Source organism: Devosia lacusdianchii, assembly GCF_022429625.1.
Lineage (GTDB): Bacteria > Pseudomonadota > Alphaproteobacteria > Rhizobiales > Devosiaceae > Devosia > Devosia lacusdianchii.
In genome coordinates this window covers 3,004,225-3,024,757 of the sequence record NZ_CP092483.1, presented here as the reverse complement: position 1 = coordinate 3,024,757, position 20,533 = coordinate 3,004,225, and the positions used below count along the sequence as shown (strand labels likewise).

Genomic DNA, 20,533 nt, shown 5'->3' with positions numbered 1-20,533 from the left:
CGACAAAAGTATTTTCAGTCGGGCTCATAACCGGCGTGAAAGGGGCGAATTTCGATAGGTCCCCAGGTGGCTGCCGGGCACAGCGCTGCCAGTTCGACGGCGCGATCCATGTTCGGGGCCTCGATCATGAAATAGCCGCCGAACTGTTCGCGCGTTTCGGCATAGGGGCCGTCATGCACCTTGAGCTCGCCATCATACTTCGTGATCGTCCTGGCATCCCAGGTTGGTGCCAAAGCCGCGGTGCCGACAAAGGCACCAGCCTTTTCGAGCGTTTCCTGATAGGCGCCCATCAGCTTCATCGCCCCAGCCATCTCTTCGGGCGAGAATGAGGCGCCGACCTTTTCGTCGGCCATCAGCATGAGCATGAACTTCATCGCAGGTCTCCTCGTTGCGGGCACCATAGCCCTTCAGCGCAATGCTTCGAGCCGGCCGAAGGCAAATCGCTCCGGTGGAGCGATTTTAGGTGAGAAGGCCACGAGGGCTGCGCCCGAATGGCTGCGAGCCAAAAACTGCATGCAGCGGCGCTACTTCATCTCTCGACCGGCGGGCAGCATAGCCCGTCAGAGCGATGTCGCGCGAGGGGAGGGGATTTCGACAGCCGTGCTAATTTTCTTCCCACTCCGTTCGGGGAAGTCTGGTGCAGGTGCGCGGGGCCTTCGTGCCATTCGAGCGTAGCTCTCATGGCCTAGTCAGCAAAATCGCTCCACCGGAGCGATTTTGCCTTCGGCCGCTGCCTAGTCAAACAGGCTCGACACGCTCTGCTCGCTCGCGGTCCGGGCGATGGCTTCGCCGATCAGCGGGGCGATGGCGAGACGGCGGATATTGCCGGCATTGCGCTGGGCCTCGGTCTCCTCGATGGAGTCGGTGACCACCAGTTCCTTGAGCTTGCTGGCGGCAATGCGCTCCGATGCCCCTTCGGACAGCACGCCATGGGTGATATAGGCCGAGACTTCCTTGGCGCCGGCCTTGAGCAGGGCTTCGGCCGCGTTGACCAGCGTACCGCCAGAGTCGACGATATCGTCGATGAGGATGCAGGCCTGGCCTTCCACGTCGCCGATGATGTTCATCACTTCGCTGACGCCGGCGCGCGGCCGGCGCTTGTCGACGATGGCGAGGTTGGCACCGATGCGGCCCGCGACGTTGCGGGCGCGGACCACGCCGCCAACGTCGGGCGAGACGATCATCACGTTCTTGACGTCGTAATTGTCCTGGATGTCGCGCACCATCACCGGCGCGGCAGTGAGGTTGTCGGTGGGGATATCGAAGAAGCCCTGGATCTGGCTGGCATGGAGGTCGAGCGTCAGCACGCGGTTGGCGCCGGCCTGGGTGATGAGGTTGGAGACGAGCTTCGCCGAGATCGGCGTGCGCGGAGCCGATTTGCGATCCTGACGCGCATAGCCGAAATAGGGCAGAACGGCCGTGATGCGCCGGGCCGACGAGCGCCGCAGGGCATCGGTCAGGATCAGCAGTTCCATCAGGTTGTCGTTGGCCGGATAGCTGGTCGACTGCAGGATGAAGGCATCCTCGCCGCGCACATTCTCGTGCACTTCCACATAGACTTCCTTGTCGGCGAAGCGCTTGACCGTACAGTCTGTCAGAGGGAGCTCGAGGTAGCTGGCGATAGCCTGGGCGAGGGCGCGGTTGGAGTTACCGGTCACCAGCTTCATAAGCGCGATCCTGTCTCAACGGGCCGCCAAAAAGGGCGGCCATCCAGTTTCGAGGCGAGCTTTAGCGGAGCTAAAGAGGACTCGCAACGCAACAAACGTCGGATGGCTAAAGATTCACGTCAGTCCGATGACGGCGATTTGCCGGCCGGTCCGTGTCCCATGATGGGTGGCGTAGCGGTGGGAGAAGTAGCGGTCGGGGTGAGCATAGGTGCAGCCGCCGACGCGGTCGATGCCCAGCACGCCCGTATCGCGGAGGCAATCTTCCACGAATCCCGGCAGATCGAAGTGTTCCACGTCACCTTCAGGCACGAAGACCCGATTGCGCGCGTTCGGATAGAGCTTGAGTTCATCGGCGACGAATTGCGGGCCGACCTGGTAGTTGGCGCCAGATATCGTTGGACCGATGGCGGCAATGATACGGGCAGGATCAGCGCCCAGCCTGACCATGGCATCGACTGTCGCCTCACAGATGCCATGCGCGGCACCGCGCCAGCCGGCATGGGTGGCTCCGATCACACCGGCCTCGGGGTCTGCGAAAAGGATTGGCGTACAATCTGCGGTCAGAATGCCGAGCAGCAGGCCCGGGACATTGGTGACCATGGCGTCAGCCTCGAATGGGTGTGACCCGCCAACGTGGCTGGCGGGATTTTCCTGCCGGCCGGTCACCACGCGCACGGTGGCGGAATGCACTTGCTTGAGTACGCAGAGGGCGTCGCTCTCAAATTGCATGGCCGCTGTAACCTGGCGGCGATTGGCGGTGGTGGCTTCGACGCTGTCCGTTTGGACGTAAGACATGTTGTTGGACGCGAAGTCGCCCTGCGACACGCCGCCCCGGCGGCCATAAAAGCCGTGCCTGATGGCGCTGATGGCGGCCAGGGCTGCGCTTTGCTCGAATGGTTGGGTCATCAGGCAAATCCCGGTGGTTGCAGGCCCGGACTGGCGGCGCAGAAGGCCTTGAACAGATTGCCCATCTGTTCGGGCGCAACCAGCCTTGCCTTGGCGGAAGCGATATCTGCGGCAGAGCCCGGATTGGCCCCGCTCAACGCCTTGGCGCGGTCGTTGATGCCCATTCGCGTCAGGAACTGCCCTTGCGTCGCCAGCGGTTGGACCGTGAGGCCAGCCTTGGCGGCGACAGCACCCAAGGCCTCGAAATCCACATGGGCCGAGAGATCGACTTCGCCCGGCGCGTCGAGCACATCGGCATATTGATGCCGGCGCACGCCTTGCAACGTCTCGCCCGTCTGGGTGCGGGCATAGCCGTAGTCGATGGCGAGGATGGCGCCGCCCTGGGTCGAGACGGTACGAGCCAGGCGCGTCATGACCTCGCCATTGGCAAGCCCCACTTCGAGCACGCTGTTCGGCTCTGCATTGGCAACCGCTTCGGGCATTGCCGATGCCGGTATCGGGGTCGGACTGAGGCCGAAGCTGCGCTTGCCGTCGCTGAGGCCCACCATGCGTTCGTGCCAGCCATCCACGCCGCGGACGAACTGGCGGATCGGCAGGGCGTCGAAGAACTCGTTGGCGACGACCAGCAATGGCCCCGGTCCGACCTTGTCGAAGCCGTCGATCCATTTCGGGCCATAGGGCTCGAGACGGGCATTCTGCTCGGCGATGAGCGCGGGGTTGGTCTCGAACAGGCGCAGGTCGAGACCATCGCGAAAGCCTTCAGCGCGGCAAGCCACCCGCAGCATGTCGGCCATCAGGGTGCCGCGACCCGGGCCCAATTCGAGCAGGGTGAATTCCTTTGGGCTGCCCATCTGCTGCCAGAGGCTAACGAAGAAAAAGCCGATCAATTCGCCGAACATCTGGCTGATCTCTGGCGCCGTGACGAAGTCGCCAGCCGCGCCCAATGGATCAGCGCCCTTGTAATAGCCCTTGGAAGGGTGGGTGAGGCACAGGCCCATATAGGTCGCAACCGACATCGGGCCGGTGGTGCGGATCTGCATGTCGATCAGTTCGGGCAGGGTCGGGGCGTCAGACATGCCCGGGCTCTCGCAGCGTGCTCTGCTTGCGGGTAGCCGCAAAAACCACGAGCCCAATTCCTCCCAGCACTAGCGGCAGGCTGAGCAGCATGCCCATGGTGAACCAACCACCGAAGAGGTAGCCGAGCTGGCTATCGGGCAGGCGGACGAACTCTACCGCAATGCGCGACAGCCCGTAGCCGATGCCGAAGATGCCGGCGACCATGCCGGGGCGGCGCAGGCTGTAGAAGACGTGGGTGAAGATGCGGATAACGAGGAAGAGCAGCAGGCCCTCGAGCGCCGCCTCGTAAAGCTGGCTTGGGTGGCGGGCGGTCTGGTCGGGATCGGTCGGGAAAACGACGCCCCAGGGCAGGGTGGTCGGAGCACCATAGAGTTCGGCATTGATGAAGTTGGCAATGCGCACGAGGAAAATGCCGATCGTGCTGACCGAGGCGATGAGGTCGAGGCCGCTCAACAAATTGCCCTGTTTGGATCGCGTGAACAGGATGACCGCCAGCACCAGCCCCAGCATGCCGCCATGGAAGGACATGCCGCCGTCGAGCGTGTTGATGATCTCGGTGGGGTTCGCCAGATAGTAGGGCAGGTTGTAGAACAGCACATAGCCGGCGCGGCCACCGATGACGATGGCCAGCATGGTCCAGAAGGCGAAATCCCAGATATCCTGCGCGGGGAAAGGCGGCTTGCCCTTGGCCCAAAGCCGCGTATTGGCGAGCAGCAAATAGCCATAGGCAGCGCCAAGGCCGACGCCGAAGAGATAGCCGAGGGCGTACCAGCGTATCTCGAGCGGACCGATGCCGAAAAACGGGCCAAGGGCAAAGGCGATCGGATTGATATCGGGGAAGGGCAAAAAAGGCTCCTGCGGCAATCGGCCGGACCATTGCCGCTTCGGCCTCTCTGGTCAAGTCGGGAGGCATCGCCTAAATATCAAGCCAAGGGGCCGAACCGAATGGATGTGCGATGAGCCAGAACAGCAAGATATTTGACGGTCTGGGACGGGTGATGAACGAGGCCGCGGGCGTTGCCGACGGCGTTCGCCGCGAGGTCGAGACCGCGGTCAAATCGCAGGCGCACCGCTTCGTTGCCGACATGGATCTGGTCAAGCGCGAGGATTTCGACGCGCTGCGAGAGCTGGTGCAGGTGCAGGGCGAGGAAATCGACGCATTGCGCAAGGAACTCGCCGCCCTCAAGGGCAGCAAGACCAAAGCAAGCTGAGCTTGCGCTTCGCCGTCATCTCAGATGTGCATGGCAATGCACTGGCTCTGGACGCTGTGCTGGCTGACATTGCCGTGCAGGGCGTCGACGCGACGCTCTGCCTTGGCGACCATGTCAGCGGCCCGCTCGATCCGGCCGGGGCTGCCGACCGGCTGATGCAGCTCGACGGCCCGGTGATCCGTGGCAATCACGATCGCTGGCTGGTCGAGCGCAACCGCGAAGGCAAGGACCTCGACCCGGTTGATCGCTTCGCCCTCATGCGCATGAAGGCCGCACATCGCGCCTGGCTCGAAGCCATGCCCGCCACGGCGGTGTTCAATGGCGAGATATTCCTTTGCCACGGTACTCCGGCCAGCGACAACGCACCCTGGCTCGATGGGTGGTATCAAGATCGGCGCATGACCCTGCCCGCTGAGGAAAGCGTGAACCGGGCCGCCGCGGGTATCGACTATCCGGTGATGCTCTGCGGCCATACCCATATCGCCCGATCGGTGCGGCTGCGCGATGGCCGGCAGATCATCAATCCGGGCAGCGTCGGACTGCAACTGGTTCACGGCTCGCCCGACGCGCGCTATGCGATCGTCGAGCGGCGCAATGGTCGTTGGACGACCGATCTGCGTGTCGTGCAATACGACCATCACGCTGCGGCTGAGCAGGCGGTCGCCAACGGCTTCGAGCCGTGGAGAGACGCTCTTGCGACCGGCTGGACCCATGCGGATGGCCTGTTTTGAGGCAGTTTCGCTGTTAACTCTGCGGCGATGTTAACAGTCCGTTAACACTGTCGCGCCGATCATCATCCACAAGAGATTGCCGTCCTCGGTCTGCGTCGCGTCCCCGGAATCAACGGGGCGGTGTAGGGTCAAATCATCAGGACGATTCGTAAGCCTTTGTGCGTGCGGCCAGTTCCCTGAGTATCCCACAATTGTCGGCCCATTGGGCCGCGTTGATCGACCACTCGCGTTGCCAGGACGGAAATCGTCAATGTCGCTTCTTCAAGTCGAGCCCGATCGCAATGTCCATCCGGTGGACATCATCGAGCACATCGCCTCGATCAATGACTGGACGTTCGAGCGACAGGACGCCGACGAGATTTCCATTTCTGTCCGTGGCGGCTGGAGCGACTATCACGTGTCGTTCAACTGGATGGAAGATCTGGAGAGCTTGCATATTGCCTGCGCCTTCGACCTCAAGGTGCCGGAGGGTCGGCGGGGCGAAATCAAGCAATTGATTTCGCTCATTAACGAGCAGCTCTGGATCGGCCACTTCGATATCTGGAACAAGGAAGGCGTGGTGCTGTTCCGCAATTCGCACCTGCTGACCGGGGGCGCCGAGGTGTCGCCGCAGCAATGCGAGGCGCTGCTGCGCTCGGCGACTGATAGTTGCGACCTTTACTACCAGGCGTTCCAGTTCGTGGTCTGGGCCGGCAAGACTGCCGCCGACGCGCTGAGCCATGTCATGTTCGAAACGGTCGGTGAGGCATGAGTGTGTCGCTGCGCAATATCGGGCCGGTCATGCTGGTTGGCGCCGGCAAGATGGGCGTTGCATTGGCGCGCGGCTGGCTCAATGCGGGACTGGCTCCCACCAATCTTATCCTGGTTGATCCGGTTCCCGGTGCCGCTGCGCTGGAACTGGCCGAAGATTTCGGGCTGATCCTCAACACCGATGCCAGCGGGCTTCTGCCTAACGTGCTGGTGCTGGCGGTTAAGCCGCAGATCATCGACGCGGTGATGGCGTCCCTGTTGCCCATCGTCGGGCCAAATACGCTGGCGATCTCGATAGCGGCGGGCATTGATATTGCCAGGCTATCGCGGGGCCTGGGCATGGGCCGGATCGTGCGCACCATGCCGAACACCCCGGCGCAGATCGGCAAGGGTATTACCGGGGCGGTGGGTGGGCCGGATATTGGTGCAGAGGATCGGCAGGTCGCTGAGGCCCTGCTTGCCGCTGCCGGGCCGGTCGTGTGGTTCGATGATGAAAGCCAGATCGACGCGGTGACGGCCGTTTCCGGGTCGGGTCCAGCATACGTCTTCCATATGGTGGAAGCCCTGGCTGAGGCGGGCCGGAAGCTGGGTCTGTCCCATGCCATCGCCGAGCAACTGGCGCGGCAGACCGTAATCGGTTCGGCCGCCCTGCTGGAGGCCGACCCGGCGTCGCCGGCCGTGCTTCGGCAAAATGTCACTTCGCCGAATGGCACCACAGCCGCTGGGCTGGCCGTGCTGATGGAAGAACTGACGCCACTCATCGAGCGTACCACCGAGGCTGCGCGCCGACGCAGCGAAGAGTTGGGGCGCGGCTAGGTCCGCTGTTGCGGATGCTGCTGGAACAGCTCAATCGATCCCATATCGACGCCATCGTCAGATGCGACGGTGGCAAGGGCTGGAAGAACGACCGGGCGAGCTGGGAGCAAACCGCGCAAGAGGTGGAAGCCGGTGGTAGGATCGTCATGGTCGCGCCGTCCGGCGAGGCTGTCTGTGGTTATGGCAGCCTGCTCTGGCATCCCGACTATCCGCCGTTCAGGGCGGCGGGCATTCCAGAAATTCATGACATCGCGACCGCGCGTGCGTTTCGTCGCCAGGGGGTGGCGACCAAGCTCATCTCGGCGTTCGAGCGCATTGCTGCTGAGCGCGGTTGCGCTGCGGTCGGTCTTGGCGTTGGGCTCTATGCGGACTATGGCCGGCACAACGCCTCTATGTGGCGCTAGGCTACCTGCCGGACGGGCGAGGGATAACCTACAATGGCAATCCCGTTACGCCCGGCGGCTCTGTTTCGGTGGATGACGACCTGGTGCTCTGGCTGGTCAAGCCGCTGTCCTAAGCGACGAGCGTATCCATCGATGCCACGCGGCTAACGTTTCGGGGCGCATGCTGAGCGCCTGCGCCGGCCTGGCCACCCGGGGAGCGACATCCCGGCCCCATTTATCCAGCGGAAGCGGGGCGACCCTCGATCCATTCACCCTCTCCATGCCGACCGTTCGGGGGAGCGTGGCGCGAACCTAAACCCACCAGCCGTCACCCTCGGGCTTGACCCGAGGGTACTGAACTGACCCAACGCTCAGCAAGTGTAGAGCCCTCGGGTCAAGCCCTGACGTGACGAGCGGTGGCGTGTGGCGGACTTGTCGAACGGCGGATCATGCGAATAGCCACGGAGATGGATCCCGGCCTTCGCCGGGATGACATCGGGGTTGGGGTGCCTGCTCCATACCTTCCTACCCACCGGCGCTTCCCTCGGACTTGATCCTAGGGCCTTTCGCCGCTTGCGCCGTGCTGGTGCCGGCCCCTCGGGTCAAGCCCGAGGGTGACGCGGTGGGTGCGGTACGTTTTGTCTTCGCTGCAGCCTCCCCGGGAGAGGCGCCTCGCGGCTGCCTTCCTTGAAGAGGGCCAGGCAAAAGAAAAGGGCGCGTCACCTCCCAGAGACGCGCCCTCATTCTTGGTCGGCCAGGCTGGATTAGCCGGCGGTCAGGTTGTCGGCGGCGGATTTGCCGGTCCGCTTGTCCTTGACGATCTCGTAGTTGACCTTCTGGCCTTCATCGAGACCATTCAGGCCCGAGCGCTGAACAGCGGAGATATGGACGAACACGTCCGCCCCGCCTTCGTCGGGCTGAATGAAGCCGTAGCCTTTTTGGCCGTTGAACCACTTTACGGTGCCAGTTGCCATGATGCGCGTTCCCTCGTGCAGTCTGCTGGTAGGCAGCCCTGGCCACTATTGGCCAGGACGTAGTGATATCGAAATATCGGAAAGTGACGTCAGCAGGCGCGAATTGAGGTTCGCAGGATCAGATCGGTCGGCCGCAATATTCGATCCGACCAGCTTAGCCGCAAAAAAACTTGCGTTCAATATCTGTTTACACATGACAAAACGCCCGGCTGGAAAATCGTTCCAGCCAGGGAAAAACAAAGCGTCGTCAAGTATTTGCACCGAACCCGGGGGTTCGACGCCGGCGCGCGATAGACAGGCAAGGCAGACGGGAGTCGGTCTCGTGCCAAGGACGCCATGCCGCGATACGACGCCCATTGCGCCGAACCGGACAGGCTCACAATAGCGCAATTCCCGCAGGTGAAAACCAGCACTATCGTCGCACGCCGAAAATAGCGTCAGCGGTGTCTCTTGCTTTTGTGCGGATTTTGCTGCAAACCCCCGCGCGCCGGGCGATTGGGCCCGCTGCACCCCCGAGATCACATCGTCTTGAGCAAGGCGTTTCATTCTTCCGGCGATGTCATCGCCGACCGGCGAGCGGGCTATGCCAAAATGCTTGCCGAAGGCGGCGACCACGTGGCCGCCGCCGATCTGATGAGCCAGGCATTGGACCTGGCACCCGATTGGGCCGCCGGCTGGGATTTGCTCGGCGGCTATCACGACAAGGCCGGGAATGTGGCGGGCGCCATCTCGGCCTGGAGACATCTCGAAGCGCTGGACGATGAAGGCGTCTTCGGAGCCCGCCTGAAGCTCGCTGTCCACGGCGCCGGCGCCATAGGCGAGGGGACGGCGGTGAGCTATGTCGAGGCGCTCTTCGATCAGTACGCGACACAGTTCGAAAACGCGCTGGTCAACAAGCTCGAATACCAGGTTCCCGACCTGCTTGATGCCCTTTTGGAGCAGGAGGCCGCGCGGTTCGGCATCGCCCGGTTTGACGTGGCATTCGATCTCGGCTGCGGTACCGGGCTCATGGGGCAGCGGTTGCGCGATCGGGTCGAACATCTCGAAGGCATCGATCTTTCCGCCGCGATGATTGCCGAGACAGCGCGCAAGGGGGTCTATGATCGGCTGGAAAAGGCCGAGTTGGTGGCGTTCCTGAAGCGTCATGTTGCAGAAGCCGATCTGGTGACGGCGGCGGATGTGTTCATCTATTGCGGTGCGCTGCCGCCAGTGCTGGATGCGGTGGTTCCGGCGATGCGGCCCGGGGGATTGCTGGCGTTTTCGCTCGAGGCCCATGAAGGCGAAGAGCCAGTATTTCTGCGGGCCTCGCTACGGTATGCCCATGGCGTGGAGGCGGCACGGCAAGCATTGATAGATGCCGGGCTGGAGATATTGCGGTTTGAAAGCGCGACGCTGCGGCAGGATCGGGGTATGCCGATTTCGGGTCTCCTCATCGTCGCACGAAGGCCGTTGCTGTTAACGGACTATTAGCATTAGCAGACGCCGAACGTGCAAAACCGCCGCTTGCGGAAGCGCCGCCACAGTCCTACCCGGATCAGCCAATGGGAATCGGGCAGCGAAAGGCGGAATTTTATGAGAATTGCTCTGAAGACGGGTTTGGCGCTCGTGGCATTGGGTGCGTTGTCGATCCAGAGTTTTGGAGGCGACACGATCGCGTTCTGGGACCAGCAGCGCAAAGGCACTAACTTCTTCTCGGTCCAACCGCTCGTGGAGAGGTTCATGGAAGCCAAGGCGGCTGGCGTCAGCTGGGGCCGCCTGGCCTATGACAAGTGGGATGGGGCGGAGCGCGACTTCCTCATCGGCAATGCCGACCAATATGACGGTCTGGTGGAGCCGGATATGGCGCGGCTCGAGGAGGTGCTGGGCTGGGCCCATGATGCCGGGCTCGGCATGGTGATCGCACCGCTGACGCTGCCGGGCGCGCGCTGGCAGCAGAACAATGACGGCAAATTCGACAACCGGCTCTGGGAGGACAAGGCCTATTGGCAGCAGTCGGCGGACTTCTGGCGCGATCTGGCGGCTCGCCTTAGGGATAATCCGGCGGTTGTGGCCTACAATATCGTCAACGAGCCGGCGCCGGAGCGGGGCACCGGCGCGGCGGAGAACACCGTGCCCGGCGACACGGCGAGTTTCGTCGCGTGGTACGCCGAGCATAAGGGCACGGCACGCGATCTGCCGGCCTTCTACGAGATGGTGATCGCGGCAATCCGCTCGGTCGATCCGGATACACCGATCATGGTCGATAGCGGCTGGTACGCCAATGCCGGCACGTTCAGCGCCTGGCCGACGGCGCTGAGCGACGACAAGGTGCTCTACGCCTTCCACATGTACGAGCCCTACAATTTCACCGCCGGCAAGAATTTCCGCGAGGAACTGGGATATGTTTATCCCGGCACGGTTCCGTTCGGCGAGGGCGAGGTCGCCTGGGACGCCGGCACCGTGAATGCCTTTCTGCAGCCGGTTTACGCCTGGGCGGCCAAGCAGGGCCTGCCGCCTAGCCGCATTGTCGGCGCCGAATTTGGCTGCATGCGGCGCAACGAGGGTTGTGCGGCCTATCTCACGGACGTCATGGCCAATTTCAACGCGCACGACATCCACTGGGCGTTCTACTCGTTCCGCGAGGACGAGTATGACGGCTTCGACTACGAGCTGGGCAGCGATGCCCTGGGCTGGAAGTATTGGGAGGCGGTGGAGAAGGGCGAAACCCCAGTTATGCCCTACAAGGATAATCCCTTGTGGGATGCAATCCAGGCGGGGCTGAAGGAGTAATGGTTCTTTCAGTCGACACCCTCCCCCTTGTGGGGAGGGATCAAGGGTGGGGGTGAGTCACACACACTGAGTTCTCGGAGAGATACCCCACCCTGCTCGATTTAACGGACTAGCAAACGCTAAGTCCTATCTCGCTTCCCTCCCACAAGGGGGAGGGTGATCGACTGAAACATCCGATATCAAACAATTCCCCATCGGATATTTGTTGGTGGCAGTCACGGCTGGTCAAACCGATCGAGGATTGGCACAACCGAGTGGCGTCTTCCGCACGAGGCCCTCATGAACACCATCCGCTACGACTTCCGCTCCGACACCGTCACCAAGCCATCGGCCGCCATGCGCGCCGCCATGGCGGAGGCGGAGGTGGGGGATGATGTGTTTGGCGACGATCCGACCGTCAACCGGCTGGAGCAGCGGATGGCGGCGATGCTGGGCAAGGACGCGGCCCTGTTCGTGCCGTCAGGCACGCAATCCAATCTGCTGGCGCTAATGAGCCATTGCGGGCGTGGCGACGAATTCATCGCCGGGCAGAAGGCCCATCTCTATGTGAACGAGGCCGGCGGCGCGGCGGTGCTCGGCTCGATCCAGCCGCAGCCGATAACCCACCAGCCTGATGGGACGCTGGCGATCGAAGACATCGAGGCGGCGATCAAACCCGATGACAGCCACTTTGCGCGTACCCGCGTGATCGCCCTCGAGAACACCCATGGCGGGCAGATCCTGCCGGTGGACTACATGAATGCCGTGGGCGAGCTGGCGCGGCGGCGCGGACTGGGGCTGCATCTGGATGGCGCGCGGGCCTTCAATGCCAGCGTGGCGCTGGGCATGGATATCAGGGACTTCACTGCGCCGTTCGATACGGTCTCCATCTGTCTTTCCAAGGGGCTGGGCGCGCCGGTTGGGTCGGTGCTGATCGGACGCGCCGACCTGATCGCAACCGCGCGGCGCCATCGGAAGATGCTGGGCGGCGGCCTGCGTCAGTCGGGCATCCTGGCGGCTGCCGGGCTCTATGCGCTGGAGCACAATGTCGCCCGTCTAGCCGACGACCACGGTCGCGCAAAGCGGCTGGCGGAGGGGCTGGCGGCCTATTCGGGGCTCAAGGTGACGATGCCGCATACCAACATCATCTTCGTCAACAGCGAGGCGGAACTCGGTGAACGGTTCGGCGCATTCCTGGCCGAGCGCGGCGTCGCGGTGATCGGGCGGTACGGTCAACAGCGTTGGGTGACGCATCTGGACGTGGATGACGAAACGGTGGATGGCGCGCTGGCCGAGGTGGCGGCGTTTTTCCGCTAGTCGGCGAGCCCCGCGCAGAGTTCGTCCATGTTGAACAGGGTGAAGACCTCCAACGGGTAGGTCATTTCCACACGGCTCTGCGGCGTACCTACACCCAGATAAGAGACTGAAAGGGCACGGTCGAGCAGCGACACGGTGAGGCCGTCGGGTGTGCCGTAGACATCGGGAAGCGGCTTATCGAGGCCGGTCTGCGCATTGATGATCTCGCCCGCCTGGACCGGCGCAACCGGTGCCGAGAAGCCGGCCATGCGCTCGTGGCAGAAGAGGAAAAAGCTGGGATTGGGCGTGGTCTTGATGGTCAGTATCAGGGCCGACTTGTCCTTGGAGCCCGCCACGCCAGGGCTGGTCTCTGCGGGCGCGCCGTAAGCGGCTTCGATCGCTGGCTGGGCCTCGGCCAGTGGCATGCGGTCGAGCGTGGCCTGAAACGGATTGAAGGCCTCGCTTTGGGCCAAGGCCGGCGTGGCGATCGTCGCGACCAGCAAAATGGTGAGAACAGGCCGCATGGTGCCTCCGAGCGGTAATGCCAAGCGCCCAAACTGGGTCGGCGGCACGGGGGCGTCAATCCCCGCGTGTGGACCCATGACATCGCGCCAAGAGGGCGGCGGCCCATATCACCGCTGGAGAATCTTCTTCCGCTGACGGGGATTTAACCTCTCTCGCAATCGCTTGTTCAACTCTGGGCTCTAGTGTGCTCCTTAGCGGACGGGGGGCAGTCGTGTCGAAGCCGGGCATTCTGGAAACGCGCATCATCGAAACTCTGGACGGGGTCGACGCTATCGCCGAAGCATGGCGCGGGCTCGAGATTCACTGCGCTGATCCGCTGAGTTACTTCCAAAGCTATGACTGGTGCAGCACCTGGCTGCGCCATTTCAATGATGCGGGAACACGGCCCTATGTCGTTACCCTCTGGCTCGATGACCTGCTGGTCGCGGTGTGGCCGCGCATGATCGTCGAGGCCGCCGGGCTGAGGCGGCTCGAAACGCTGGGCGTGCCACATAGCCAGTATTGCGGTGCTCTGGTGCGTCAGGGAGCGGCCGGCGCGTCGACTGTCGGGCGCATGATGCGCGACGCCATGCGGGCCTCAGGTGCAGACATCACCATTTCCCGTTCTGTGCCTGAGGGGTCAGCGCTGGCGGGTCTTCTGGTCGACAAGCCGGTCGTGGCCGGCAGCGAGAACGTCGCTTCGATCCTCGACCTTACGCAGTACAGTTCGTCCGAGGACTATGCGCAGCAACTCGGCAAGGTGCAGAAGCGCAATCGCAATCGGCGGCGCAACCACCTGGCGCGGCTAGGCGAGCTCGATTTCCAGGTCATCTGGCCGGGGCACGAGGAATTCAAAGATCTGGTGCAACTGGCGACCACGATGAAGCGGCGGTGGTTGACGGAAACGGGGCGCTACAGCGTCGGGTTTGCCATGGCCGGCTATGGCGACTTTCTGGCAGATCTCGATGGCGACGAGGCGGTGTTGCGCGGCGCTTGTCTTTCGGTGCTGCGGGCAGGGGACAGGGTGGTGGCGCTGGAGCTCGGCTTTATCCAGAACCGGCACTACTACGCCTATATCGGCGGCTTCGACTGGGATTTGAAGGACATGTCGCCGGGCAAGGTTCAGATGGACATGACGGTGAGCTGGCTGATCGATGCCGGTGTCAGCGGATATGACCTGCTGATCAATCGCGCCAGCTACAAGGAAAGTTGGACCAATCGCACAATCTCCATAACCACCCGGGCCGAGGCCTTGACCTGGAAAGGTTGGATCTATGCCGGGGCATGGCTGCCGACGGTACGGCCGGCCCTCAAGCGCTTGCATGCCTGGGCCCCTGCTGCCTGGCAGTCTACCGTCAACTGGCTTCGTCCCGCCGCCTGCCTGCTGCTGTATGTCTGATAATAAGAGCAGTGGATTTGATGCGGCGCTGGCGCTGCTGATCCGTCTTGCCAGTGCGGGTTTGGTGTTCGGCCTCCAGGTACTGTTGGCGCGACTCATGCCCGCCGATGGCTATGGCGGCTTCGTGACGCTTTGGACCTGGATGCTGGCTTTGGGCAGCTTCGCAGCGCTCGGCTTTGCAGAATCGAGTGTACGGTTTTTGCCGCGCTATCAGCTTCGGGGGCGCCAAACGGCGCTTCGTGGGTATTGGCGGTTCGGTCTGCAGGTCGTGATCGCGGCAAGCGTGCTCCTGGCGGTCCTCGCGGTTTCGGCGGCTTTGTTCGCCGGAGCGACTGGACCGTGGTTAATGGTGCTGCTGGTGGCGCTGGGGCTGCCATTCCTCGCCATCGAGTATTTTCTTGAAGGCGTGGCGCGCAGCTTCGGGTGGTTCCGGCTGGCCGCAGTGCCGGTCTATATCGTCCGCCCTGTACTGGTCGGGGTAACCTGCCTGGGGCTTGCTGGACGGGGCGTGGCGCTGGACCTGCCGCTCGTCGGCGCAGTGATGATCGGGGCCATGGCCGTGACCGCCATCGGACTGGCGGTCACGCTGGGGCGGCGGCTGGGCCGCTTGGCGCCGTTGTTGGGGCGCGCGAGCCGCGGGCAGCGGCGGCTGTGGCTCCTGGCGTCGTTGCCGTTGCTGCTGCTCTCGGGTCTGGAAGACCTCACCGGCTATGCAGACTTGTTACTGCTCAGCGTTCTGGCTCAACCAGAGGATGTGGGCGTCTATTTTGCTGCGGCCAGATGCCTGGCGCTGGCGGGCTTTGTTGCCTATGCGATGACGTTGGTCGCCGGGCGGCGGTTTGCGCTGGACTTGGCGGGGCGGTCGCGGACGGATCTCCAGCGCAGCATTACGCAATCGACGCGGCTGACGCTTTGGGCCACCGTCGGGGCGGTTCTGGTCGCGATGTTCGCGGCCCCGCTGCTGCTGGGGGCATTCGGGCCACAATTTCAGACAGGGCAGGTGGCGATGTGGGTGCTGGGCTGCGGCATGGTGGTGCGCGCCATGGCGGGCCAGGCCGGCGAGGTGCTGATCGTTACCGGACGGCAGCGGGAGGGGCTCGTCGTGGGCTTGATCGGGCTGGCTGCAACTTTGGCGGTTGGCGTGATCGCGATACCGGCTCTTGGCATTGTCGGGGCGGCATTGGCGAGTGCGGTGGGCATGGCGGTGCGCAGCGTCGGGATGAGCTTGGTGCTGTGGCAGCGTGAGGGGCTGCGGATGATCGCTCTGGGATTTCCTGTCCGTTCGGGGGCATAGGGTCGTTGCAATGGCTTCTTCGTCCTGGCGCGCCCGGACGAAGAAGCGAGTACTGGGCGGACCGGTGCGATCCGCCCAGGTTGACTCAGCCCTGGTCCAGGGCGACGCGGATTGCCAGTTCGACGGGGGAATAGGCGCCATCCGCGCGGTCGATCTGCAGCGGGCTGGCTGGCACGAGCGGCGGCTGCGCCATGAAGCGTGGCCTAGTGCCGCGATGGGGCTGGGCCGCATGCACCAGGAACGGATGGCAGAGATAGACCGTGCCCGCGGCACCTGTAGCCAGGACCTCGGGGCAGTGAGCTGTGCTGGCAAAGCCATCGGCGGCCAGTTCGCGCAGGGTCAGGCCCGCTTCGCCTGATGGAGCCAGTTGGCGGGCGATATCGAGATGCGAGCCGACACGAATGCGGGTGGGGGCGTCCTGTTCTCCAACATCGGAGAACAGAAACAGCATCAGGAGGGCTCGCCCTTTCGAGCTGACATTGGCGCGCCAGGACATGAAATCCGGATCGTCGAAGCCAAAGCTGACATCGACGTGCCAACCCGCATCGCCCGGATCATCCGCCGAGGGGAAGCGCACCGGAAACGTGCCGAGCACGCTGCGCGGCACCCAGCGACCGGCGCCGACCAGTTGATCGAACGCGGCATGCAGAACCGGCGTATTGGCCGCCGCCTTGAAAGGCGGCTGACCATACTGGTTGAGGCGGATGACCGGCTTGGTCCAGGTGGCGGGATCATCCGGATCGCAGCCGGTATCGGCCCAGAGAATGGCACGGGCGGCATCGGCCACCTCGCGCGAGAAGGCGTCGTCGATGCGGACGAAACCGTCAGTGATGAATGCGTCAATCTGCGCTGCGGAGAGCGCGGCAAAATTGGCAGGCATTGAATGTCCATGAGTTCGCGTGGCCACTGGCGTGGCCTAACAGAGCGGCGCGCCGCTCAATGTGTGCCCGAGATGGGCGCCATCAGGCGCCGAGGAACACTGCGAACTTGTTGGACTGGATCATCATCATGATGCGGAGAGGATAGTTATCGCGGCGGAGGTGTCAAGCGGAGGGATCGGAGCACCCCTCCTAGCCTCCCACTGATCGAGTTTATGGCTCGATCTTGCCGCTACCACTGCATCGATGCCTCCCCCTGTCAGGGGGAGGCTAGGTGGGGGTATCCGCTAGGCCGCGAAATAGCTTTGCAGCGAGCGGACCTGGAGGCTGCCCTTTTGCAGGGCGACGATGCCTTCCACCGCGGCGAGGGCGCCGTCGATAGTGGTGTAGTAGGGAATCTTGGCGAGCAGGGCAGTGCGGCGGATGTCGCGGCTGTCGCTGATCGACTTCATGCCGTCAGTGGTGTTGATCACCAGCTGCACGCCGCCGTTCTTCATCGAATCCACGATATGCGGGCGGCCTTCGAGCACCTTGTTGATCTTGGTGGCGGGGACGCCATTCTCGACCAGATATTTCTGGGTGCCGCCGGTGGCGAGGATGGTGAAGCCGCCCTCGACGAGATGGCGGGCCATATCGACAATGTATTGCTTGTCCTGATCGCGCACCGAGATGAAAGCCGTGCCCGAGGCCGGGACCTTGGAGCCGGCGCCCATCTGCGACTTGGCGAAGGCCATGGCGAAATCGGTGTCGAGGCCGATGACCTCACCCGTCGACTTCATCTCCGGGCCCAGTACGGTATCGACGCCGGGGAAGCGGTTGAACGGGAACACGGCTTCCTTGACGGCGATATGCTTGAAGGTCTTCTCGACCAGGTTGAAGCTGGCGAGGCTTTCCCCGGCCATGATGCGGCTGGCGATCTTGGCGATGGGCTGGCCGATCACCTTGGCGACGAAGGGCACCGTGCGGCTGGCGCGCGGATTGACTTCGAGCAGGTAGATGACGCCGTCCTTGAGCGCATATTGCACGTTCATCAGGCCGCCGACCTTGAGGGCGAAGGCGAGTTCGGCAGTCTGGCGCTTGAGTTCGGTGATGATCTCGGGGCTGAGGTTCTGCGGGGGCAGGGAGCAGGCGCTGTCGCCGGAGTGAATGCCGGCTTCCTCGATATGCTCCATGATGCCGGCCACGAAGACGTCCTTGCCGTCACACAGGGCGTCGACGTCGATTTCGGTGGCGCCGGACAAATATGCATCGAACAGCAGCGGATTGTCCGACAGGACCGAATTGATCTGGCCGGTCTTGTCGTTGGGGTAGCGCTGCAGGATGTCGGGCGGGACGAGGCCGGTCAGCGTATCCTGCACATAGCGTTCGAACTCGTTGGCCGAGTGGACGATCGCCATGGCGCGGCCGCCGAGCACGTAGCTGGGACGGATGACCAGCGGATAACCCAGGCGCTCGGCAACCAGGCGCGCTTGCTCGAGGCTATAGGCGATGCCGTTCTTGGGCTGGGTCAGTTCAAGCTTGTTAAGCAGCTTGCTGAACAGGTCGCGGTCTTCGGCCAGGTCGATGGCGTCGGGCTGGGTGCCCAGGATCGGCACGCCTGCCTTGAGCACGGCTTCGGCGAGGTTGAGCGGGGTCTGGCCACCGAACTGCACGATCACGCCATGCAGCGTGCCGTTCTGCTTTTCGGTGAGCAGGATTTCGATGACGTCTTCCTCGGTCAGCGGCTCGAAATAGAGGCGATCGGAGGTGTCGTAGTCGGTCGAGACGGTTTCGGGATTGCAGTTGACCATGATGGTCTCGTAGCCGGCATCGGCCAGCGCGAAGGCGGCATGGCAGCAGCAATAGTCGAACTCGATGCCCTGGCCGATACGGTTGGGGCCACCGCCGAGGATGACGACCTTCTTGCGGTCGGACGGCTTGGCCTCGTCGGCCACGATGCCGGCAAAGGGCGTCTCGTAGGTCGAATACATATAGGCGGTCGGCGAGGCGAATTCGGCGGCAGAGGTGTCGATGCGCTTATAGACCGGGCGAACCTCAAGCGAATGGCGCAGCTTGCGCACGTCGGCAGGTTTTACATTGGCGAGCTGGGCCAGGCGGGCATCGGAGAAGCCCATGGCCTTGAGCGAGCGCAGGTTCTCCGCGTCCTGCGGCAGGCCGAATTGGCGGACCTTGTTCTCGGTCTCGACGATGCCGAGCATCTGCTCGAGGAACCATGGATCGATCTTGCAGGCTTCGTGGATTTCTTCGACCGAGAGGCCTTTGCGCATGGCTTCGGCCACATGCAGCAGGCGATCGGGGGTCGGGGTGCCCAAGGCGGCCTTGATGGCGTTCTTGTCTTCGCCTTCGCCGAGGCCGGGAATGCCGATCTCGTTGAGGCCGGTCAGCCCGGTTTCCAGCGAGCGCAGGGCCTTCTGCAGCGATTCCTGGAAGGTACGGCCGATGGCCATGGCCTCGCCCACCGACTTCATCGAGGTGGTCAGGCGGTTGTCGGAGCCGGGGAATTTTTCGAAGGCGAAACGCGGGATCTTCACCACGACATAGTCGATGGTCGGCTCGAACGAGGCCGGGGTCATGCCGCCGGTAATGTCGTTGTCGAGTTCGTCCAGCGTATAGCCGACCGCGAGGCGCGCTGCGACCTTGGCGATGGGGAAGCCGGTGGCCTTGGAGGCGAGGGCCGAGGAGCGCGAGACGCGCGGGTTCATTTCGATGACGACCATGCGGCCGTCAGCCGGGTTGATGCCGAACTGCACGTTGGAGCCGCCGGTTTCGACGCCGATCTCGCGCAGCACCGCCAGCGAGGCGTCGCGCATGATCTGGTATTCCTTGTCGGTCAGCGTCAGCGCCGGGGCGACGGTGATGGAGTCGCCGGTATGGACGCCCATCGGGTCGATGTTTTCGATCGAGCAGATGATGATGCAGTTGTCCTTCTTGTCGCGGACAACTTCCATTTCGTACTCTTTCCAGCCGAGCACGCTTTCCTCGACCAGCACCTCGTTGGTCGGGCTGGCATCGACGCCGCTCTCGACGATGGCGAGGTACTCTTCGCGGTTATAGGCGATGCCGCCGCCGGTGCCGCCCAGGGTAAAGCTGGGGCGGATGATGGCGGGCAGTCCGATGACTTCGAGCGCCTGCAGGGCCTCGATGGTGTTGTGCGCCAGCATGGAGCGCGGGGTTTCGAGGCCGATCTTCTTCATGGCGTCGCGGAACAGTTCGCGATCTTCCGCCTTGTCGATGGCTTCGGCCGTGGCGCCGATCATCTCGACGCCGAACTTCTCCAGCACGCCCATCTTGCGCAGCGAAAGTGCGCAGTTCAGCGCCGTCTGGCCGCCCATGGTGGGCAGCAGGGCGTCAGGGCGTTCCTTCTCGATGATGCGGGCGACCACTTCGGGGGTGATCGGCTCCATATAGGTGGCGTCGGCCAGATCAGGATCGGTCATGATCGTCGCCGGATTGGAGTTCACCAGAATGATCCGGTAGCCCTCTTCCTTGAGTGCCTTGCACGCCTGGGTGCCGGAATAATCGAACTCGCAGGCCTGCCCGATAATGATCGGACCCGCACCGATGATGAGGATCGATTTGATGTCGGTACGTTTTGGCATGGCGCTCGCTCAACTCTAGGACGCGTCCGGGGACGCGGGGTCGGGCGAGAAAGAATCACCCGGCTCGTGACCACCCGCACCGTATGCGCACGGCAACAGGGCGTTGCAGCGCTTCGGGAAGGCTTGGACCGGGTGGTTAGGTGGGCTGTCTAGCGGAAGTGGGCGGGGAAGGGAAGGGGTGGTGAAAGTAGTCACCATTGCTTCCTGATAGGACCGCGGGATTGTGGCTACTTTGATTGTTGGTGGTCACGCTCGTCAGGGCTGGACCCTTGCTGCGCGAATACCGGCCCCGCCCCGCAA

Annotated in this window: 21 protein-coding genes; 11 read left to right on the top strand and 10 right to left on the bottom strand. The window is 63.3% G+C overall.

The features are described from left to right. Positions 1-14: 14 nt before the first annotated feature. The 5 genes from MF606_RS14945 to lgt form a co-directional block, all read right to left on the bottom strand. Positions 15-374 (bottom strand): YciI family protein, encoded by a 360-nt coding sequence (locus tag MF606_RS14945; RefSeq protein ID WP_240230141.1) that lies wholly within the window; start codon positions 372-374, stop codon positions 15-17. Positions 375-734: 360 nt separating this feature from the next. Continuing rightward, entirely contained in the window at positions 735-1,667 is a 933-nt protein-coding gene (locus tag MF606_RS14940; RefSeq protein WP_240230140.1) for a ribose-phosphate pyrophosphokinase, read from the bottom strand. Positions 1,668-1,781: 114 nt separating this feature from the next. After that, complete coding sequence (gene pgeF, locus MF606_RS14935; RefSeq protein WP_240230139.1) at positions 1,782-2,573, bottom strand: peptidoglycan editing factor PgeF; 792 nt, start codon at positions 2,571-2,573, stop codon at positions 1,782-1,784. Continuing rightward, positions 2,573-3,649, bottom strand: coding sequence for a class I SAM-dependent methyltransferase (locus MF606_RS14930; protein ID WP_240230138.1), 1,077 nt, complete (start codon positions 3,647-3,649; stop codon positions 2,573-2,575). The genes pgeF and MF606_RS14930 overlap by 1 nt, the downstream gene beginning before the upstream one ends. Next, positions 3,642-4,496 carry a prolipoprotein diacylglyceryl transferase gene (gene lgt / locus MF606_RS14925; protein ID WP_240230137.1) on the bottom strand — a complete coding sequence of 285 codons (855 nt, stop codon included), beginning with the start codon at positions 4,494-4,496 and terminating at the stop codon, positions 3,642-3,644. Before lgt ends, MF606_RS14930 begins: the two co-directional genes overlap by 8 nt. Positions 4,497-4,606: 110 nt before the next feature. On the opposite strand from lgt, the gene MF606_RS14920 reads away from it, so the two are divergent. From MF606_RS14920 to MF606_RS21645, 6 genes are all read left to right on the top strand, one after another. Continuing rightward, positions 4,607-4,861, top strand: coding sequence for an accessory factor UbiK family protein (locus MF606_RS14920; protein WP_240230136.1), 255 nt, complete (start codon positions 4,607-4,609; stop codon positions 4,859-4,861). 2 nt (positions 4,862-4,863) lie between these two features. After that, entirely contained in the window at positions 4,864-5,592 is a 729-nt protein-coding gene (locus tag MF606_RS14915) for a metallophosphoesterase family protein (RefSeq protein WP_240230135.1), read from the top strand. Positions 5,593-5,842: 250 nt separating this feature from the next. Beyond that, positions 5,843-6,343 carry a type III secretion system chaperone family protein gene (locus MF606_RS14910; RefSeq protein WP_056235929.1) on the top strand — a complete coding sequence of 167 codons (501 nt, stop codon included), beginning with the start codon at positions 5,843-5,845 and terminating at the stop codon, positions 6,341-6,343. Then, positions 6,340-7,158, top strand: coding sequence for a pyrroline-5-carboxylate reductase (gene proC / locus MF606_RS14905; RefSeq protein WP_240230134.1), 819 nt, complete (start codon positions 6,340-6,342; stop codon positions 7,156-7,158). Before MF606_RS14910 ends, proC begins: the two co-directional genes overlap by 4 nt. A 14-nt stretch (positions 7,159-7,172) precedes the next feature. Further along, positions 7,173-7,562: a GNAT family N-acetyltransferase gene (locus MF606_RS14900; protein WP_275693089.1), complete on the top strand. Its 390-nt coding sequence runs from the start codon at positions 7,173-7,175 to the stop codon at positions 7,560-7,562. Then, positions 7,553-7,675: a hypothetical protein gene (locus MF606_RS21645; RefSeq protein ID WP_275693088.1), complete on the top strand. Its 123-nt coding sequence runs from the start codon at positions 7,553-7,555 to the stop codon at positions 7,673-7,675. Before MF606_RS14900 ends, MF606_RS21645 begins: the two co-directional genes overlap by 10 nt. Positions 7,676-8,305: 630 nt before the next feature. On the opposite strand, the gene MF606_RS14895 is transcribed toward MF606_RS21645, so the two are convergent. Then, the gene (locus MF606_RS14895) at positions 8,306-8,515 is read right to left on the bottom strand and encodes a cold-shock protein (RefSeq protein ID WP_240230133.1); all 210 of its coding nucleotides are present in this window, start codon (positions 8,513-8,515) and stop codon (positions 8,306-8,308) included. Between the two features lie 45 nt (positions 8,516-8,560). Continuing rightward, positions 8,561-9,130 carry a hypothetical protein gene (locus MF606_RS14890; protein WP_240230132.1) on the bottom strand — a complete coding sequence of 190 codons (570 nt, stop codon included), beginning with the start codon at positions 9,128-9,130 and terminating at the stop codon, positions 8,561-8,563. Here MF606_RS14890 and MF606_RS14885 point away from each other — a divergent pair. The 3 genes from MF606_RS14885 (at position 9,107) to ltaE (ending at position 12,580) form a co-directional block, all read left to right on the top strand. Further along, positions 9,107-9,985, top strand: coding sequence for a class I SAM-dependent DNA methyltransferase (locus tag MF606_RS14885; RefSeq protein WP_240230131.1), 879 nt, complete (start codon positions 9,107-9,109; stop codon positions 9,983-9,985). The genes MF606_RS14890 and MF606_RS14885 overlap by 24 nt on opposite strands. 102 nt (positions 9,986-10,087) lie before the next feature. Next, positions 10,088-11,284 carry a glycoside hydrolase family 5 protein gene (locus MF606_RS14880; protein WP_240230130.1) on the top strand — a complete coding sequence of 399 codons (1,197 nt, stop codon included), beginning with the start codon at positions 10,088-10,090 and terminating at the stop codon, positions 11,282-11,284. A gap of 279 nt (positions 11,285-11,563) precedes the next feature. After that, entirely contained in the window at positions 11,564-12,580 is a 1,017-nt protein-coding gene (gene ltaE, locus MF606_RS14875) for a low-specificity L-threonine aldolase (RefSeq protein WP_240230129.1), read from the top strand. On the opposite strand, the gene MF606_RS14870 is transcribed toward ltaE, so the two are convergent. Next, positions 12,577-13,083: a hypothetical protein gene (locus MF606_RS14870; protein ID WP_240230128.1), complete on the bottom strand. Its 507-nt coding sequence runs from the start codon at positions 13,081-13,083 to the stop codon at positions 12,577-12,579. The two genes, ltaE and MF606_RS14870, sit on opposite strands and share 4 nt — an antisense overlap. Positions 13,084-13,295: 212 nt before the next feature. Between MF606_RS14870 and MF606_RS14865 the strand changes: the two genes are divergently transcribed. Both MF606_RS14865 and MF606_RS14860 read left to right on the top strand, forming a co-directional pair. Then, the gene (locus MF606_RS14865) at positions 13,296-14,462 is read left to right on the top strand and encodes a GNAT family N-acetyltransferase (RefSeq protein ID WP_240230127.1); all 1,167 of its coding nucleotides are present in this window, start codon (positions 13,296-13,298) and stop codon (positions 14,460-14,462) included. Continuing rightward, positions 14,455-15,756 carry an oligosaccharide flippase family protein gene (locus MF606_RS14860; protein ID WP_240230126.1) on the top strand — a complete coding sequence of 434 codons (1,302 nt, stop codon included), beginning with the start codon at positions 14,455-14,457 and terminating at the stop codon, positions 15,754-15,756. Before MF606_RS14865 ends, MF606_RS14860 begins: the two co-directional genes overlap by 8 nt. Before the next feature lie 85 nt (positions 15,757-15,841). Here MF606_RS14860 and MF606_RS14855 read toward each other — a convergent pair whose 3' ends face one another. Both MF606_RS14855 and carB read right to left on the bottom strand, forming a co-directional pair. Further along, positions 15,842-16,636 carry a phytanoyl-CoA dioxygenase family protein gene (locus MF606_RS14855; RefSeq protein WP_240230125.1) on the bottom strand — a complete coding sequence of 265 codons (795 nt, stop codon included), beginning with the start codon at positions 16,634-16,636 and terminating at the stop codon, positions 15,842-15,844. A 285-nt stretch (positions 16,637-16,921) separates the two neighbouring features. Continuing rightward, positions 16,922-20,233: a carbamoyl-phosphate synthase large subunit gene (gene carB / locus MF606_RS14850; RefSeq protein ID WP_240230124.1), complete on the bottom strand. Its 3,312-nt coding sequence runs from the start codon at positions 20,231-20,233 to the stop codon at positions 16,922-16,924. Positions 20,234-20,533: the final 300 nt, after the last annotated feature.

Coding starts and splice junctions, on each gene's coding strand:
- MF606_RS14895 (WP_240230133.1), bottom strand. CDS start 8,515: ATGGCAACTGGCACCGTAAAGTGGTTCAACGGCCAAAAAGGCTACGGC.
- ltaE (WP_240230129.1), top strand. CDS start 11,564: ATGAACACCATCCGCTACGACTTCCGCTCCGACACCGTCACCAAGCCA.
- carB (WP_240230124.1), bottom strand. CDS start 20,233: ATGCCAAAACGTACCGACATCAAATCGATCCTCATCATCGGTGCGGGT.
- MF606_RS14940 (WP_240230140.1), bottom strand. CDS start 1,667: ATGAAGCTGGTGACCGGTAACTCCAACCGCGCCCTCGCCCAGGCTATC.
- pgeF (WP_240230139.1), bottom strand. CDS start 2,573: ATGACCCAACCATTCGAGCAAAGCGCAGCCCTGGCCGCCATCAGCGCC.
- MF606_RS14945 (WP_240230141.1), bottom strand. CDS start 374: ATGAAGTTCATGCTCATGCTGATGGCCGACGAAAAGGTCGGCGCCTCA.
- proC (WP_240230134.1), top strand. CDS start 6,340: ATGAGTGTGTCGCTGCGCAATATCGGGCCGGTCATGCTGGTTGGCGCC.
- MF606_RS14910 (WP_056235929.1), top strand. CDS start 5,843: ATGTCGCTTCTTCAAGTCGAGCCCGATCGCAATGTCCATCCGGTGGAC.
- MF606_RS14885 (WP_240230131.1), top strand. CDS start 9,107: ATGCTTGCCGAAGGCGGCGACCACGTGGCCGCCGCCGATCTGATGAGC.
- MF606_RS14860 (WP_240230126.1), top strand. CDS start 14,455: ATGTCTGATAATAAGAGCAGTGGATTTGATGCGGCGCTGGCGCTGCTG.
- MF606_RS14930 (WP_240230138.1), bottom strand. CDS start 3,649: ATGTCTGACGCCCCGACCCTGCCCGAACTGATCGACATGCAGATCCGC.
- MF606_RS14855 (WP_240230125.1), bottom strand. CDS start 16,636: ATGCCTGCCAATTTTGCCGCGCTCTCCGCAGCGCAGATTGACGCATTC.
- MF606_RS14900 (WP_275693089.1), top strand. CDS start 7,173: ATGCTGCTGGAACAGCTCAATCGATCCCATATCGACGCCATCGTCAGA.
- MF606_RS14870 (WP_240230128.1), bottom strand. CDS start 13,083: ATGCGGCCTGTTCTCACCATTTTGCTGGTCGCGACGATCGCCACGCCG.
- MF606_RS14920 (WP_240230136.1), top strand. CDS start 4,607: ATGAGCCAGAACAGCAAGATATTTGACGGTCTGGGACGGGTGATGAAC.
- MF606_RS14880 (WP_240230130.1), top strand. CDS start 10,088: ATGAGAATTGCTCTGAAGACGGGTTTGGCGCTCGTGGCATTGGGTGCG.